We start from the raw sequence: 15819 nt of genomic DNA, 5'->3' as shown, positions 1-15819 counted from the left end.
GGGCAGCATCAACAAGCAAAAAAAGCCCGATCAGGGCTGGCTTGAAACACAAATAAAACTGAACAGAAATTCAATACCACAGGATGCAGGGGGACGATCATGAAACGAATGACACGAGTGGGAATCGCGGTTCTGGCGATGCTGGGCGCACTGAGCGCATGTGGCAAGGGCGGTTCGGGCGATACGGCAAAGCATGAAAGCAAAGGCCCGCGAACATTACAGCTTGCCCACGTTTCGGTAGAGCAGAACGAAGATATGTACCACCACCTGGCAACGAATTTTGCCAAGCGAGTGGAGGATCAAACCAAGGGGGCAATCAAGGTCCAGGTGTTGGGCGGAGCTCAACTGGGTGGCGAGCGCGATGTGGCCGAAGGCATGCAGTTGGGCACGGTGGACATGAGCCTGCTGGCCAGCTTCACCTTGGGCACCTTCGAGAAAAAAGCGATGGTGTTTGACCTGCCTTACCTGTTCAAGGACTACCAGACCGCCTTCAAAACCCTGGACTCCAGTTTCACGGATCCGATTGAAGCAGATCTGGAAAAATCCGGCCTGAAAATTTTGGGCTGGGGGCATGGCGGTTTCCGGAATCTGTATAACTCCAAGCACGCAATCCGCAGTTTGTCGGACCTGAGCGGCATGAAAGTGCGTACGCCGGAAAGTCCTATTTATGTGGATACCTGGCAGGCGCTGGGCGTGAATGTCACCTCCATGGCGTATCCGGAACTGTTTACCGGCCTGCAGCAAAAAACCATTGATGGTGCAGAGAACCCCACGGCCTTGTTCTATACCAGTCGCTTTTACGAAGCGGCCCCTTATCTGTCCCGAACCGAGCACGTGTATGTGGCGATTCCTTTGGTGATTTCCGGGCGGGTCTGGGACACCTTATCGGCTGATGAAAAAGCCATCTTCCAGAAAGCGGCTAGTGAGGCGGTGCAGGAGCAACGTCAGTTCCTGATCCAGAGCGAAGCGCAGATCGAGAAGAAACTGATGGAGGCAGGCGTGTCCATTAATGCCGATGTGGATAAAGCGCAGTTCCGCAAAGCCGTCATTCCGATTTACGAAAAATACAAGACGGTGATTGATCCTGATCTGGTCACCCGTGCTGCGGCGCTTGCTCAATAATCCTGGCGGATAACCATTATGAAACACTCTTTGCTCGATTGGGCCGATAGAGTCAGTACCCGCCTGGATAGCTTATGCAGAACCTTGGGGGCGGCATTTCTGGGGCTGATTGTGCTGGCCGCATCAATACAGGTGGCCGGGCGCTATTTTATGGGTTACTCCCCACCGTGGATTGAGGAAATCACACGCTACAGCTTTATCTGGATGATCATGCTGGGCACGGCTGTGCTGGTTAAAAGCAATGGTCATGCCGTGATTGACCTGCTGGTGATGCGACTGAAAGGCAAAGCCCGCCAAGTGCATAGCGGCTTGGTTCAGATTGCGATTTTGACCTGCGCACTGGTCCTGCTGGTGCAGGGTTTGCAATTGATTGCCATCGTTTACCAACAGCTTAGTCCTGCCATGCGCATCTCCATGGCCTATGTGTACGCGGCCTTGCCGGTAGGCGGCGCCATCATCGCCGTGCAGTGTGTGAATGCCTTGCTGGACGGGTATCGGGATCAGCCCAGCCCAGCGGCGCAGGGGGTGTAAATGCAAGAAGCTCTCTTACTTTTTAGCTTGATGTTCACGCTGTTCATCGCGGGCATTCCTATCGCTTTTTCCTTATTGCTGTGCAGTGCGCTGTTTTTGCTGTTTACCGGCATGCGGCCACTGATTGTTGTGCCGCAGCGTGTGATGGCGGGGCTGGACTCCTTCCCCTTGCTGGCGGTGCCGCTGTTTATCCTGATGGGAAACCTGATGGAAAAGGCGGGCCTGTCCAGGCGCCTGATTGATCTGATCGACATGCTGGTTGGGCGCGTCCATGGCGCACTGGGCTATGTGACGGTGATTGCTTGTGCCATGTTTGGTGCCTTGACTGGCTCGGCTCCGGCAACGGTGGCGGCTATTGGTGCCATCATGATGCCCGCGATGATCGCGCAGAAATATCCGGCTTCTTTGGCGACAGGGATTACGGCTTCGTCCGGTGCCTTGGGCAATATCATTCCGCCCAGCATTGCCTTGATTCTGTATGGCGCAACCGTCAACGTTTCTATCCCCAAGCTGTTTGTAGCCAATATCCTGCCCGGTTTGTTGATGGCTCTGGCTTTCATGCTGACCCATATGCTGCTGACCAGAAAGCTGAAAGTGCCTAAAAGCGCAACGCGTTCCTATACCTCGCAAGAGATGGTCATGGTGGCTTTGAAGGCGATTCCGTCCTTGTTGATGCCTGTTGTGATTCTGGGCGGCATCTATGGTGGTGTGTTCACGCCTACCGAAGCCGCCGCCGTGGGTGTGGTATTCAGCCTGGTGTTGGGTGTGTGCTACCGCCAGTTCACCGTAGGTACCCTGTGGCAGGTCATGAAAAGCTCGGTAGAAACCTCTTCCATGGTGGGCATTATTCTGGGCGCAGCCGGTATTTTTGGCTGGATTCTGGCCTCGGCGCGTATCCCCATGCTGATGGTGACGGAACTGACGCCTTTGCTTGATACACAGTTCCTGTACCTGGCTTTGTTGGTGGTGTTTTTGCTGCTGGTTGGTTGCGTGATGGATGCTGCCGCCAGCATTGTGATCCTGGCACCGATTCTGGTTCCTATCGGCATTGCCTTGGGCGTGGATCCTATTCATTTGGGTGTGGTGTTCTGCGTCAATCTGGTGGTGGGCTTCTTTACCCCTCCCTTTGGCTTGAATCTGTTCACGACAGTTTCTGTTTCTGGACAGCCTTACGAGGTGGTGGTGAGAGGGGTCATGCCCTTTGTCATTGCAGCCATCATCGTTCTGTTCATCCTGGCTTATGTGCCTGAGATCTCCCTGGTGCTGGTTCGTTTGATGGAGGCGTCAGCATGATGCGTAGTTCCTACAAGGATGAGCCAATCGCCAAATCTGAGAGCGCCGTGGACATGAAGTCTCCCACTTCTATGGATCTGATTTATGCCAGTGCGGATGAACTGCAGCGCTTGTATCAAAGCAAAGCGGTGTCTCCTGTAGATGTGGCGCGGGCTACGCTGGATGCGGTAGATCGCTGGAACCCCATTGTGAATGCCTACTGTTATCTGGACCGTGCCTTGACCTTGCAAGAGGCTGCCGAATCAGAAGCACGCTGGATGGCAGGCGCTGAACGCGGCCCTTTGGATGGCATTCCGTACGGAGTTAAAGATTTGCTTCTGGTTCGTGGCTTACCGACTGGCTATGGTTCAAGTGCAGCAAAGATGGCGGACGCTGCCCAGGATGACGCGCCTGCGGTGGCGCGGATGCGTGAGGCCGGGGCGGTACTGATCGGCAAAACGACGACCTCGGAGTTTGGCTGGAAAGGCACGGCGGACAGTCCTTTAACGGGAGTCACACGCAATATCTGGGACTTCAGTCTGACCAGCGGGGGCAGCAGTGGCGGTGCGGCTACGGCGCTGGCAGCGGGCATGGGAACGCTGCAAATCGGTACGGATGGCGGTGGGTCCACCCGGATTCCCGCCAGCTTTTGCGGTGTCACCGGCATGAAAGCTAGCTTTGGGGGCGTACCGGCCTGGCCTGCTGGCCCGATGCTGACTTTATCCAATGTCGGTCCCATGGCCCGATCCGTGGCGGACCTGAAAGGCTTGCTGAACGTCATGATGCAGGCCGACCCACGTGACTGGAACTCGGTGCCCTTGCCGCGTCATGTGCGAGCTCCCGCTCGTGCCTTGCAGGGCCTGCGCATCGGTTTGCATCTGGATGAGCAGTGCAGCCCCGAGGTCAGGGGCATTATCCAGACGGCGGCGGACAAGTTGCAAGAGCAGGGTGCGCATATCATGCCTACCGAGCTACCCTTGGCTGGCGCAAAAGAGCTGATTACGGCGCATTGGGAAGCTGGTACGGCCTGGTTGGTAAGTCAGGTCTCTACTGGGCAACGTGCTTTAATTGACGAGGGCCTGCGCCGGGTTGCCAGCAAGGGCGAGCAAAACAGCTTGTCAGATTATTACCAAGCCCTGATTGGCCGCCAAAAGCTGGGTGAAGCCATGCTTAGACACTTTGCGCAGTTTGATCTGGTCCTGACGCCTACCGTTCCGATATTGCCGTTTGAGGCGGGCCGGGAAGCGCCGTCTGACGCCGCTTCGCAGAATTGGCTGGATTGGAATCCCTATACCTATCCCTTCAATTTGACGCGGCAGCCCGCCATTTCCTTGCCAGCCGGTATCAGCGCCTCCGGTTTGCCCGTGGGGCTGCAACTGGTGGCGGGTTTATATCAGGATGAATGGCTCGTGGATGTTGCCCAACTGGTAGAGGATTGCCTGCAGGTGCGCAGGCCGCGGTTTTAACAGTCGGGTGGTTTGTCCCGGGGATCGCAAACCACCTTGACTGTGCGGTGCCACCTCTCCTTGCGGGTGGCACTGTTTTTTTGCTTAGCGCTCTGGCAACCAGTCCAGGACCAGGTTCATGGTCTTGGCAACGTGCTCGGTCATGGCTTCGCGTGCTGCTGTCCCATTGCGTTCGGCCAGTGCAGAGATAATTGCTTCGTGCTCCAGAATATTTTCTTCCATCAAACGCGGCGGCATTTTGGAGGCAAAGCTCAAGGCGCTGGAGACACTGTCGTTCTGCAACTGCTGAATCAGCTCGTGCAGGCGCTCGTTGTGACTGGTGATCGTGATCAAGTCGTGGAAAGCGCGGTTGTGTTGCAACCATTCTGACCCCTCCTCGCTGCGCACACGCGTTCGCAAGGTGCGGGCATAGTCGGACTGATGCTGCATCAGGACCTCCAGATCTGAGTCCTTGATCCAGTCCACCGCCAGTTGCGCTGCCAAGCCTTCCAGTTCGGCCCGAATCTGAAATGCCTCGCGGATTGATTTGGCAGAAGGAATAGCCACAATCGTGCGCCCGGTCTTGGTCAACGAGGTCACGCGGCGTGCCTCCAGAAAACGCAGGGCTTCCCGAACAGGGGTGCGGCTGGTCTGAAACTCCTCCGCAAGCTCGTATTGACTTAGCGAGTCGCCGGGCCGGTAGTGGCCGGACTGAATACGTCTCAGGATTTCGTCTGCGATTTCAGTTGAGGATCTCATGGGATACGTCTGGTGAGCTTGCTGCCAGCCGGGCGCGTAGGCACGCTCAATGTCGCGCAAGACACCGGATGGCATGGGCTGGTTTTATTGTGCCCGAGCTATAGCAAAGGAGCTTGTCTCAGTAAGGGCGATTTGCTTTTCTTGACTGAAGATTATATACAGAATCCATTTTTAATGAATAAGGATCCCAATTTTTTAAAAGCCCTTGATAAGGCGGTATGGCACAGCTCTCCCAGTCCTTTACAATCGAACTATTGTTCACTTTGTGTAGAGAGCCTGCGCCATGACTGATGATCAACGCGCTTTGCAAGCCAGTATCCGTGCGGAATTGGGGATCACGGATCATTTCGATGCTCAGGAAGAAATCGAACGTCGCGTCCGCTTTCTAAGTGACTATCTGCTGCGTACCGGCTGCCGCAGCCTGGTCCTGGGGATCAGCGGGGGCGTGGACTCCCTGGCGGCTGGGTGTCTGTCTCAGCGAGCCGTAGAGCAGGCACGTCAGCAAGGCCATCAAGCGCAATTCATCGCCGTGCGTTTGCCTTACGGTGAGCAGGCTGACGAGAAAGACGCCCAAGGTGGTTTGAAGGTTATCAATCCCGATCAGACCTTGGTCGTGAACGTGAAGCCCGCATCGGATGCCATGCTGGAGCAATTGCTGGCCTCCGGCCTGAAGTTCCGCGATGCCGCTCAACAAGATTTTCTGATGGGCAACATCAAAGCCCGTCAGCGTATGGTGGCGCAGTACGCGATTGCTGGTGCGAACGGTGGCTTGGTGGTGGGTACAGACCACGCCGCTGAAGCCTTGATGGGTTTTTTCACTAAATTCGGTGACGGCGCTGCTGACATTACGCCTCTGGCAGGCTTGAACAAACGCCGTGTGCGCGCTTTGGCTAGTGCGATGGGCGCTGCTGATGCCTTGGTGTTCAAAGTTCCCACCGCCGATCTGGAAAGCCTTAGCCCCTTGAAACCGGACGAAGACGCCTTCGGTGTCAGCTATGACCAGATTGATGATTTTCTGGAAGGCAAGGTGATTGATGATGAAGCCACGCAGATCATCATCAAAACCTTCCGTGCTTCGGCGCATAAACGTGCATTGCCGGTGGCGCCCTGAGCATGACTTGAGGGGATAAAAACAGCCACAGCCGGCAGGGCTTTGTCTAAAGAAGCCCCCGAATATAGAGAAACGCCCTGAGGCATCCAGCCTAAGGGCGTTTTTTATTGCCCACAAAAAAAGAAGTCGGGAGCTCTGCAAGAGCAGACTGAAGGCACCAGCACCAGCACCAGCACCAGCACTCGCACGTGATGCCTGTTGCAGCTCTCAGGCGACTGAGGATCACAAGACTTGAACCTCTGTTGTAGATTTCAAGCTTTCGTGTGCAGCATTTAAGCTGCTTCACAGCAGCAGGAGTAGACTTGGCAAGACGCGGTGTGAGGTGCAGTTCATTAAGAGTCAGATTCGAGTCAGTCCAATCGAACCGACCGAGTCCTGATGCTGCTATCCAGCCCGCAATGATGAGTCTTGACCCTATGCAGATCGCGGGTGCCGCTTAGAGCCTGCTTCCACCTTAAAAAGTGTTATCAGCTTGTTGTAAGAAACGGGTATTCCTCGGGCTGTGATCATGCTATCGTCAAAAAACTTTCGGGCACCGACCCATGCCCAGACCAATAGACAAGAGGGTCTCCACCGTTTATGCAACCCGTCTTACCCGCATTCCTCATCGCTCGCTGGCTATTGCTGCTATTGCTGGCTGCAGGCGTCTACTTTTTAAAGGGATTTTTGGTCCCTGTTCTGGCCGCGCTGATCATAGGCCTGGCCGGTTGGCCCTTATATAAACGGCTGGTTGTACGCTGCAATGGCCGCACCGCACTGGCGGCCACACTGGCCTTGCTGGTCGTCATCGTGGTCCTGGTCGTGCCTTTGTCCTTGGCATTGTCCTTTGCGATCCAGGAAGCCAGCAGCTTTATCACTTGGGCGCTGGCCGCCAACCGCTACGGCACGCCGACCCCTGAATGGATCAAAGCCATGCCCCTGATGGGCGAGCGCTTGACCGAATACTGGCAAGTCTATTTAGGCGAACCCCACGCGTTGGGCGAGCTGGTCGAGATGGTCAGCGGCCAGCATCTGGGCAATATCTATCGCATGGTACTGTCCGCTACAGGCAACGTATTCCACCTGCTGCTGACCGTGCTGTTCATGCTGATCACGCTGTTCTTCATCTTTAAAGATGGTGACAGGCTGCTGGTGCAATTGGATATTGTTGGTGAGCGCATCCTGCCAGGCCGCTGGCAGCGCTTTTCTCGGGTTGTGCCTGCTACCGTTAACTCCACCGTCACTGGGATGGGCTTGATCGCCTTGGGTGAGGGTGTGGTTTTGGGTATTGCCTATTGGATTGCAGGGGTGCCTTCACCCGTGCTGCTGGGTGTTATCACCGGCTTTATGGCGTTGATCCCTGGCGGTGCCCCCCTGTCATTCACAATGGTGTCCTTGTATTTAATAGGCTCTGGTCACCTGGTAGCTGGTGTGAGCTTGTTCCTGTGGGGCGCGATCGAGCTGTTCATTGTTGATAAAACCCTCCGGCCACGTTTGGTCGGTGGCCCGGTGAAACTGCCGTTCTTGCCGACCTTCTTTGGCCTGGTTGGCGGTGTGCAAACAATGGGCATCGTGGGCTTGTTCATCGGCCCGGTCCTGATGGCTCTGTTGGTGGCGATCTGGAGAGAGTGGATTCGTAACGGACAGGCTGTGGCAGGGGACTAGGGAGCCCAAACTCAGAACAAAAAGATTGAGCAGGCCAGGACGGTGTATCTGGCCTGTTTTTTATTTGGAGTTCAGGTTTGAGTATGGCCAAAAGTGGTGCAGGTACCTGCCCGCTGAGAACCATCCGTTAAGGCTTAAGCAGTTGTGACAAAGCAGGCGGAAAACGGGGCTTCAGACGGACTTTAGGCGGGAATGTTTTCAGTGCCAGGCTAAATTTAAAAAAATTGCTGTAGCACTTGCCAAAACCCCGAGGAATCTGCGTATAATAACAATCTTTCCTTCCAAGCCTGGATTCCCAGGTTGCCATACCTAGCCCGGGTGGTGAAATTGGTAGACGCAGGGGACTCAAAATCCCCCGCCGCAAGGCGTGCCGGTTCGATTCCGGCCCCGGGCACCATCCCTAAATCTTCCGCTAATTCAAGTCATTAGAAGATTTCGCAGTACAAGCCCCGCACCGGGGGATTTTCCTAAAATTGTGGTCAGGTACAGTGATGCGGCGCTAGCCCCATACGGAGTACTCATGGCTACGATCGTTAAGACTTCCTCGGGCATTTGGAAAGCCCTCATTCGCAAGACAGGCTAGCCGGCCACGGCCAAGACATTCCGCACCAAACGGGCCTCGACCTAGTCCCCGGGTATTCGCTAGATGGGCGCAGTTATTGCCTTAGAGCGAAGATTGAAAACTGCGGTGATGCAGCCACACCGGCCAACAAGAGCGATCGGGTTTCGATCTATCGTTGCGCGAATGACCGCCGGTCGTCTGCACGGAACTGCCTCGGCTGCTCGCCGTTGTAGCGCTTGAACGCGATCGAGAACGCCGCTTCAGATTGGTAGCCTACCTGCCAGGCAATCCGGCCCACCGACATCGAAGTGTTCACAAGCAGGCGCGCGGCTTCCTGCATTCGGATGCGAGTCATGTAATTGAAAATGCCCGCGCCCAGCTCTCGCTGCGCCGCGGCGATTAGCCGCGAGCGCGAGGTTCCGGCAGCGCTGGCCAGCATTTCCAACGTCCAAGGTCGGGAAATGTCGCGGTGGAACTCGCGCAGCGCAAGCGCCACCTTTGAATCGTCGGGCAGCGCTATCCATGCCGGCAGTAGCGCCGTGTGTGCAGCGATGTAGTGCCGAATCAAGTGGATCACGACGAGCTCGGCCTGGCGCAACGCCACGGCGCGAAAACCCGGGCGTTGCGAAGTCAGTTCGTCACGGATGGATTCGGTCGCACGGCACAGCCACAGCGGCAGTTCGTCGAAGTCCAGTTGCAGCACGTCGGGTAACGCGTCGAACAGCGCCGTGCTCGTGCCCTTGGCTGGCGCCATGCCGGCGTAGAACGTCGATGTGACGCCTGTATCAGGCGACTCGCCGAACGTGAGCGTACGGAAGCGGTCGGCATTGGCGGGGTTGCGCAGATCAACGGGTTGGTTGGGGGAGGTGTGCAACGCATCTTGGACGATATGTTCCTGGGCGCGCAGGATTAGGCATACGGTCTTGTCGCGCACCGCATTCTTTTGCCCCGAACGAGTCATGAGCAGGTTGCAGCCCGCGCCGGTGAACACATATAGCGACATCGGCCAGACGCCGCCGGGCATGTGCACGGCCCATGGGCTGTTTGATTCCGCCTGGCCCGCTTCGATCTCGGCGAGGCGGCAAGCGTCAAGCGCGGCGCTTATCGGGTCCATCTGTGTCTTCCATCCCTTTCGACCCTCCGTGGAGGGGACATTTGGCACCAATTTTTACTCGAGGGGCTATGCCGGAAGGTAAACACTGTCGGACGGGCGCGCAATCCGTGAATCCCCGAGCATCCGGGCAGCCCTCCGCTGGTGGTGCTTTCGCAAAAGGAAACGGGTCCCTTGCACGGCGGTGCAAAACTATATTCCCACCAGACCAACGCGCAGACGTTCTGAGCACAGGAGACATTAGGCTGGACTCAAGACGCGCGGCGGATCGTTCACCTATTTTTAAGAAGAATGTGATGCGCTCTACCGACCTCCCCGATCTCAAGTCCGCGGCTTTCCTCGCCGACCGATATCCGACCTATCGCCGCCTGCAAAGCGATTTTCCTCATTTCGAGATGAACATCAATGGCGAAGAGTGCATCGTACTGACGCGCTACAGCGATGTGGATGAAGTGCTGCGCAATCCGCTGGCGACCGTGCAGCAGGCGCCCGGCGTGTTTCCCGAGCGCATAGGCCAGGGCGCGGGGGCACGCTTCTATCGCGAGTCGCTGCCGAACATTGACGCGCCCGATCATACCCGCATCCGCCGCATCGTCACCCCTGCGTTCAATCCCAAGACCGTCGCCAATATGCGCGGTTGGGTGGAAAAGGTAATTGTCGAGCATTTGGACAGGCTCGAAGGCCTGGACGAAATCGACTTCGTGTCTTCCTTCGCCGATCCGGTGCCCGCGGAAATTGCCTGTCGGTTGCTGCATGTGCCGGTGTCCGACGCCCCAGAGTTGTTCGCGCGCCAGCACGGCCTGAATGCGGTATTGAGCGTGTCGGATATCACGCCGGAACGGCTGGCCGAGGCTGATGCCTCGGCAGCCTTCTACTACGAGTACATGGATGACGTGTTGAACACGCTCAAGGGCAAACTGCCCGAGGACGACTTCGTCGGTGCGCTGATGGCTGCCGAGGCCAGGGACAGCGGCCTGACGCGCTCCGAGCTGGTGACTACGCTGATCGGTTTCCTGGTGGCCAGCTACCACACCACTAAGGTAGCAATGACTAACACGGTACTGGCCCTGCTGAACCACGACGGCGAACGGGCGCGGCTGGTGGCTCAGCCCGACCTAGCTCGCAACGCCTGGGAAGAGTCGCTGCGCTATGACTCGCCGGTGCATTTCGTGCACCGCTACGCGTCCGAGCCGCTCACGATTGGCGGTCAGCCCGTCGCGCAGGGCAAGCGGCTATTGCTGGGGTTGCATGCGGCGAGTCGGGACGAGAACCGCTTTGCGCAGGCCGATCACTACCTTATCGATCGTCCTGATAACCGCCATCTGGCGTTCGCGGGCGGCGGACATTTCTGCTTGGGGTCGCAGTTGTCCCGGCTGGAGGGCGACGTGCTGCTGCGCACGATCTTCCAGCGATTTCCCGCCATGCGGCTGACGGAAACACGCTTCGAGCGCGTGCCGGACCTGACCTTCCCGATGCTCCTGCGTATGACTGTCTCGCTCCGCGCCGAGCAAGGTTGAACGGCCATGAGTCAAATCACTGTTCAAATCCTGAACGGCATGTGTTGCGGCTTCGGCAATTGTGCGGCGCTGTGCCCCCAGGTCTTCGAGCTCGACTACGACACGAACCGGACGCGAATTCTGCCTGACGCGCAGCTGGCCAACTATGTGGCGGCGATCTCGAAGGCTGCCAGCGAGTGTCCGACACAGGCCATTCTCTTTTGCACATCCGGCGACCAAGCCCGGGCTTCGCATGGTTGAGCACGCTCCGAGCCGCGAGACGGCGGATTGGCGTCCGATGCAGCTGGCGCGGCGCCAGCAGATCGCTGACAACATCTATGCGATGACGCTGGTCTGCGAACAGGGCGCGCCGTTGCCCGACATCGCGCCGGGTGATCACATAGAAGTGCGGGTACCGGGCGGTACGCGTGCCTACTCGCTGTGCAATCCACCCGACGCAATGGATGGCTTCCACGTGGCCATCCATTGCGCGTCCGCGCACGGTGTAGCGCATTATCTGTGCGAGACGCACGCCATTGGCGCACCCTTGCTGGTGCGAGGGCCGCACAATCATTTCGCGCTGTCACCCCGGCATCGGCGGGTTGTGCTGATCGCGGGGGGCATCGGCATCACGCCCATCATCACCATGGCGGAATTCCTGGCGCGGCGCGGCATGGACTTCGCCATGCACTACTGCGCGCGCCGCCGCGCTGCCGCCGCGTTCCTGGATCGGCTCGATGCTGGCTCTTGCCGGCACCAGGTGCGATATCACTTCGATGACGACCTCAAGGAGGGCCGGTTGGATCTGGACAGGCTGTTTGCTGGCCTGGACGCGGACCAGCACGTGTATCTATGCGGTCCGAACGCGATGTTGGCCGACGCCGTGGCCTCGGCCGAACGGCATGGCCTGGCCGGCCACCTGCATTACGAGCGCTTCGGCGCGAGCCGACCGCCAGCGGCACAGGCGGCGGCAGAAGGAACGTTCGCGGTGGTGGCGGCGCGCAGTGGCCAGCGCGTCGATGTGCCGCCGGACTGCTCGATCGCCACCGCGTTGGCCCGCGCCGGCGTGGAGGTACCGCTGTCCTGCGAGCAGGGCGTGTGCGGTATGTGCATGACGCGGGTCCTCGACGGCATCCCCGACCATCGTGATGACGTGCTGTCGGTGGCCGAGCGCGCCTCGAACGACCTCATCCTGCCCTGTGTTTCGCGCGCAAAGTCGGCGTCGCTCACGCTGGACCTTTGAGGCGGTGCGCTGGGCAATCGAATATCACTTGCACCCGTCATCCAGTTCGCTGGCGGTCGGGCGCCACAACATGTCTAGGAGAGAAGATGAAACTTGCCATGTTCCACGAGGGCGGCCGAGACCGCTTGGGCGTCGTCGAGGCGGACGCGATCATCGACGTGACCGCGGACCTGCCGGCGCTGTCGCCCGATCTTGTCGACTGGCTGCCAGGGCAGGGCACATCGTGGCGGCTGCTTGCAATGCTGGCGCGCGAGTCAGCGGCACGCTTGCCGCTGTCCGCCGTGCGGCTGCTGCCGCCGCTGCGGCGGCCGTCAGCGTTCCTGGCCATTGGCGGCAACTATGCCTCGCATCTGCGGGAGATTGCCCGTCTGAACGTCAGCGTGGGAGAGCACCAGATCTGGTTTAACAAACAGGCCTCCTGCATCACCGGGCCGTTCGATGACCTGATTATTCCCCCGGGTATGTCGACGTTGGACTACGAAGTGGAACTGGCTGTGGTTATTGGCCGGCGTTGCCGCAACGTGCGAGCCCGAGACGCCATCCATTACATCGCCGGATATACCGTTTGCAACGATGCCAGCATCCGCGAGCGCCATCACCGTAGTCCGACAATCACGCTGGCCAAGTCATTTGATTCGCTGGGTCCGCTGGGTCCGTGGCTGGTCACAGCCGACGAGATCGCCGACCCGCACGCGCTCCAGGTTCGCACCTGGGTCAATGACGAACTGCGGCAAGACGGCAACACGGCGGAGATGCGTTTCAACATCTTCGATCAGATCGAGGAGCTGAGCAGCGCCATGACACTGGAGCCTGGTGATGTGCTGGCCACAGGCACGCCAGCTGGCATCGGCGCTGCGCGCCAACCACCGTTGTTCCTCGCGCCCGGCGACGTCGTGCGCATGCATATCCAAGGCATCGGCGACATCAGAAACCGCGTCGTGGCCGCGCCGCCCGCGCAGACCTGAACGGCGATGTCCTCACCTTCCAATAAGGACTTCCGATCATGCTATGTATCACGTTTGACAACTTCGGTAGCGCGGCCGGCGACGCGTTGCCCTGGCCTTGCCCCGCCAGCATCCCCGTTGCTGAATGGGCTGCCTACAACCAAATCGGGCTGGAGCTGGGCCACCCGCGCATCCTCCAATTGTTGGATGAATTGCAGATCCGCTGCACCTATTTCGCCGAGGGCTATGCGGCCCTGCGGTACCCGAATGAGCTGCTGGCTTGGCATGCGGCCGGGCATGAAATTGCCATGCACGGCTGGAAACATGAAATGTGGACGGGCATCGCCTCGCGCGAAGAAGAAGACCGCCTGATTCAGCTCGCCGTGTCGAGCATCCGCGGGTTGACGGGGCTGGCGCCGGTGGGCTTCCGGCCGCCGGGGCTGGCCATCAATCCCTGGACGGACGAGTTGCTGGCGACGCACGGCATCCGCTACGTATCGCTGTCACTGGTTGGCGGGTCCAACGCGGCGCGCACACCAGTACCCGGCGCTACGGCGACGATGCTGACGAGGGTGCTGCCTACCGATCCGGCGCTGATCGACGGCGCGGTCATCCATCCACGATTCGGCGGTATTTTCGGAACACTTGACGCAACGGCAGCCTATGAGCAGTTGTATTTGTCTGCACTTGCCCACGAGACGGCGCGTCCCGACGAACCTTGGGTGCTGGTCGTGCATCCGTTCACCTCCGGCAACCGGGCCTGGTTCGGCTTCGAGGACTTCATGCGGCGCCTGGCGTCGGTATTCGGACCTGCACGCTTTGCGCTGGCGAAGGACGCGGTGCTATCAACAAAGTACGCCCGCACGCCTCTGGATTGATATCAGATCGTTCGTCTGTGCATCGGCGCTGGGCGGCAAGCCGTGCGGGCCCACGCTATTTAAGCAGCAGTCACAAACTAAAGAACTATAAGGGGGACAAATCATGAGGTATTTCGTTTTCATCGGCATCCTGCTTTGGACCTGCTCTCGCGACGCACAGGCGGCGCAAGGCGTGACCTATGGTGGTCCGGTCGGAGGTACCGACATACAGAGCGCCTACCTGCCGCCGTATCCGGGCGTATATGGTTCGGCCATCGCCGTGGGCGCGTTGGCGGAAAAGCTCTATGACAACGTCGGGCAGAGTTCCACGACTTCTGGAAGGCTGCCAGGAGGAATTGCGCAGTTCGGTCTTCTTTATGTCTATCCGCATAAGCTGTTTGGCGGCACGCTGGGCAGTTCCGTCTCCACTGGCTACGGCTGGGGCAGTATCACCGTCAATGAACAGCATCAGAACTTCAAGGGTATGAACGACATCTACACCGACGTATTCATGTGGAGCAAGCATCTTGGCACTGTCGAAGAGGGCCGACAGCGCGGCCTGACGATGAAGCTGGGGTATTCGATGGTACTGCCCACTGGCAAGTATGACGAGAAAGAGCTGTACACGACGGGACGCAATACGCTTTATTACATTCCGAACGGTGCATTCACCTATCTGACCGGGCCGAACTTTTTGGGCGACGGCACCGAGTTCAGCATGAGCTATTTCCTGGACATAGCTCGCAAGAATTCTGCGACCGGCTACCGGAACGGGATGGTGGTAGATGTGGACATGGCGATCAGTGAGGTCATCGGTCGATGGCAGCTGGGTGTGGCGGGGTACTACGCGCGCCAGATCGCCGACGACAGGCTGAACGGGCAACGTGTTTCGGGTAAGCGCTTCGCCAGCGCGGCGGTCGGGCCGGTCATCGCGTACAACATGCCGGACTGTAAATGCAGCGTCAAGTTCAAGGCACAGTTCTCCGTGTTCACGCGAAATACACTGGCGCCTAACGCCGCCTATCTATTCTTCAACAAAGCATTCAACTAGAGCGAACTATGAGTATGGCGTGGTCTTTCGCCGATCCAGCGATCACTTGCTGCGTGGGGTCGGTGAGCTGTTTGTCTTAGGGGGACAGTGGACGAAGGTCTCTTAATGGCCGAGCTTGGCTATATGCCTTCCTGAGCGAGTCGTCCCCACCTACGCGGCGGCCGAGTGGCGCGCAAGATCATTAGATCCTCGCGCAGGGTATTGGCAACGTGGTGAACCCTAAGACGACTCGCCGCGATATGGAGAGTCCAGAGAGGTAAAGCCTCTTTGGAAACTACGGCTAGTACGCAGCCGATATTAGGGTCCATAGCAGGTAAAACAAGACAATTTCAGCGCACCACCTCTGTGGCTGCGCGTACCTAAACCAAATTACCCATACTTCTTGTAAGATCGAGTTACCTACGGCAAGGAGGCACCATGGCAGGCACGGGTAAATGCAGGCAACAGCCCCACAAAACCATATCGGATACCGAACGCAGCCGCCGGCAATCGGCAGTTAACTATGCTCTGGCCCCCGTCGGTCTAGAAGGTTTCTCGCTCAGTGAAGCAGATGAGGCCCACGCTCAGCGTTTCGTCGATGGTCAGATAAGCCTGCAAGAGTTTGTGCAGCCGCGCGCTGACGCATTAGCACTCCCAAAGTCTTCGTCATGACGAAGAAATCTAGGATTTGG

The 15819-nt window shown here is 58.2% G+C and carries 15 protein-coding genes and 1 tRNA gene; 14 read left to right on the top strand and 2 right to left on the bottom strand.

Annotated elements, in window-relative coordinates; translation table 11 throughout:
• Positions 1-99 precede the first annotated feature (99 nt).
• Genes D0C27_RS08630 through D0C27_RS08615 form a run of 4 tightly spaced genes read left to right on the top strand, consistent with a single transcriptional unit; the run spans position 100 to position 4391 of the window.
• Entirely contained in the window at positions 100-1122 is a 1023-nt protein-coding gene (locus D0C27_RS08630) for a TRAP transporter substrate-binding protein (RefSeq protein ID WP_137430782.1), read from the top strand.
• Positions 1123-1140: 18 nt separating this feature from the next.
• Entirely contained in the window at positions 1141-1653 is a 513-nt protein-coding gene (locus D0C27_RS08625) for a TRAP transporter small permease (RefSeq protein ID WP_021447035.1), read from the top strand.
• Positions 1654-2946 (top strand): TRAP transporter large permease, encoded by a 1293-nt coding sequence (locus D0C27_RS08620; protein ID WP_115635265.1) that lies wholly within the window; start codon positions 1654-1656, stop codon positions 2944-2946.
• Entirely contained in the window at positions 2943-4391 is a 1449-nt protein-coding gene (locus tag D0C27_RS08615; protein ID WP_240688337.1) for an amidase, read from the top strand. Before D0C27_RS08620 ends, D0C27_RS08615 begins: the two co-directional genes overlap by 4 nt.
• Positions 4392-4475: 84 nt before the next feature.
• On the opposite strand, the gene D0C27_RS08610 is transcribed toward D0C27_RS08615, so the two are convergent.
• Positions 4476-5129 (bottom strand): GntR family transcriptional regulator, encoded by a 654-nt coding sequence (locus tag D0C27_RS08610; protein ID WP_170978559.1) that lies wholly within the window; start codon positions 5127-5129, stop codon positions 4476-4478.
• 283 nt (positions 5130-5412) lie between these two features.
• Here D0C27_RS08610 and nadE point away from each other — a divergent pair, with 283 nt between their 5' ends.
• The 3 genes from nadE (at position 5413) to D0C27_RS08595 (ending at position 8281) form a co-directional block, all read left to right on the top strand.
• Positions 5413-6240, top strand: coding sequence for an ammonia-dependent NAD(+) synthetase (nadE, locus tag D0C27_RS08605; RefSeq protein ID WP_021447033.1), 828 nt, complete (start codon positions 5413-5415; stop codon positions 6238-6240).
• 579 nt (positions 6241-6819) lie between these two features.
• The gene (locus tag D0C27_RS08600) at positions 6820-7884 is read left to right on the top strand and encodes an AI-2E family transporter (RefSeq protein WP_021447032.1); all 1065 of its coding nucleotides are present in this window, start codon (positions 6820-6822) and stop codon (positions 7882-7884) included.
• Positions 7885-8196: 312 nt separating this feature from the next.
• Positions 8197-8281, top strand: a tRNA-Leu gene (locus tag D0C27_RS08595).
• A gap of 334 nt (positions 8282-8615) precedes the next feature.
• On the opposite strand, the gene D0C27_RS08590 is transcribed toward D0C27_RS08595, so the two are convergent.
• Positions 8616-9560: an AraC family transcriptional regulator gene (locus tag D0C27_RS08590; protein ID WP_137430780.1), complete on the bottom strand. Its 945-nt coding sequence runs from the start codon at positions 9558-9560 to the stop codon at positions 8616-8618.
• A 293-nt stretch (positions 9561-9853) separates the two neighbouring features.
• Between D0C27_RS08590 and D0C27_RS08585 the strand changes: the two genes are divergently transcribed.
• From D0C27_RS08585 to D0C27_RS08555, 7 genes are all read left to right on the top strand, one after another.
• Entirely contained in the window at positions 9854-11074 is a 1221-nt protein-coding gene (locus D0C27_RS08585; RefSeq protein ID WP_137430779.1) for a cytochrome P450, read from the top strand.
• Between the two features lie 6 nt (positions 11075-11080).
• Positions 11081-11314 (top strand): ferredoxin, encoded by a 234-nt coding sequence (locus tag D0C27_RS08580; protein WP_137430778.1) that lies wholly within the window; start codon positions 11081-11083, stop codon positions 11312-11314.
• The gene (locus D0C27_RS08575; RefSeq protein ID WP_170978558.1) at positions 11307-12296 is read left to right on the top strand and encodes a PDR/VanB family oxidoreductase; all 990 of its coding nucleotides are present in this window, start codon (positions 11307-11309) and stop codon (positions 12294-12296) included. Before D0C27_RS08580 ends, D0C27_RS08575 begins: the two co-directional genes overlap by 8 nt.
• A gap of 86 nt (positions 12297-12382) precedes the next feature.
• Complete coding sequence (locus tag D0C27_RS08570; RefSeq protein ID WP_137430776.1) at positions 12383-13261, top strand: fumarylacetoacetate hydrolase family protein; 879 nt, start codon at positions 12383-12385, stop codon at positions 13259-13261.
• Between the two features lie 38 nt (positions 13262-13299).
• Entirely contained in the window at positions 13300-14118 is an 819-nt protein-coding gene (locus D0C27_RS08565) for a polysaccharide deacetylase family protein (protein ID WP_137430775.1), read from the top strand.
• Between the two features lie 103 nt (positions 14119-14221).
• A complete protein-coding gene (locus tag D0C27_RS08560; protein WP_137430774.1) occupies positions 14222-15148 on the top strand; it encodes a SphA family protein in 927 nt (308 codons plus the stop codon).
• Between the two features lie 417 nt (positions 15149-15565).
• Positions 15566-15799 (top strand): antitoxin VbhA family protein, encoded by a 234-nt coding sequence (locus tag D0C27_RS08555; RefSeq protein ID WP_137430773.1) that lies wholly within the window; start codon positions 15566-15568, stop codon positions 15797-15799.
• Positions 15800-15819 lie beyond the last annotated feature (20 nt).

Source organism: Alcaligenes faecalis (genome assembly GCF_005311025.1).
Taxonomy (GTDB): domain Bacteria; phylum Pseudomonadota; class Gammaproteobacteria; order Burkholderiales; family Burkholderiaceae_B; genus Alcaligenes; species Alcaligenes phenolicus.
This window is presented reverse-complemented; position numbering and strand designations above follow the sequence as displayed.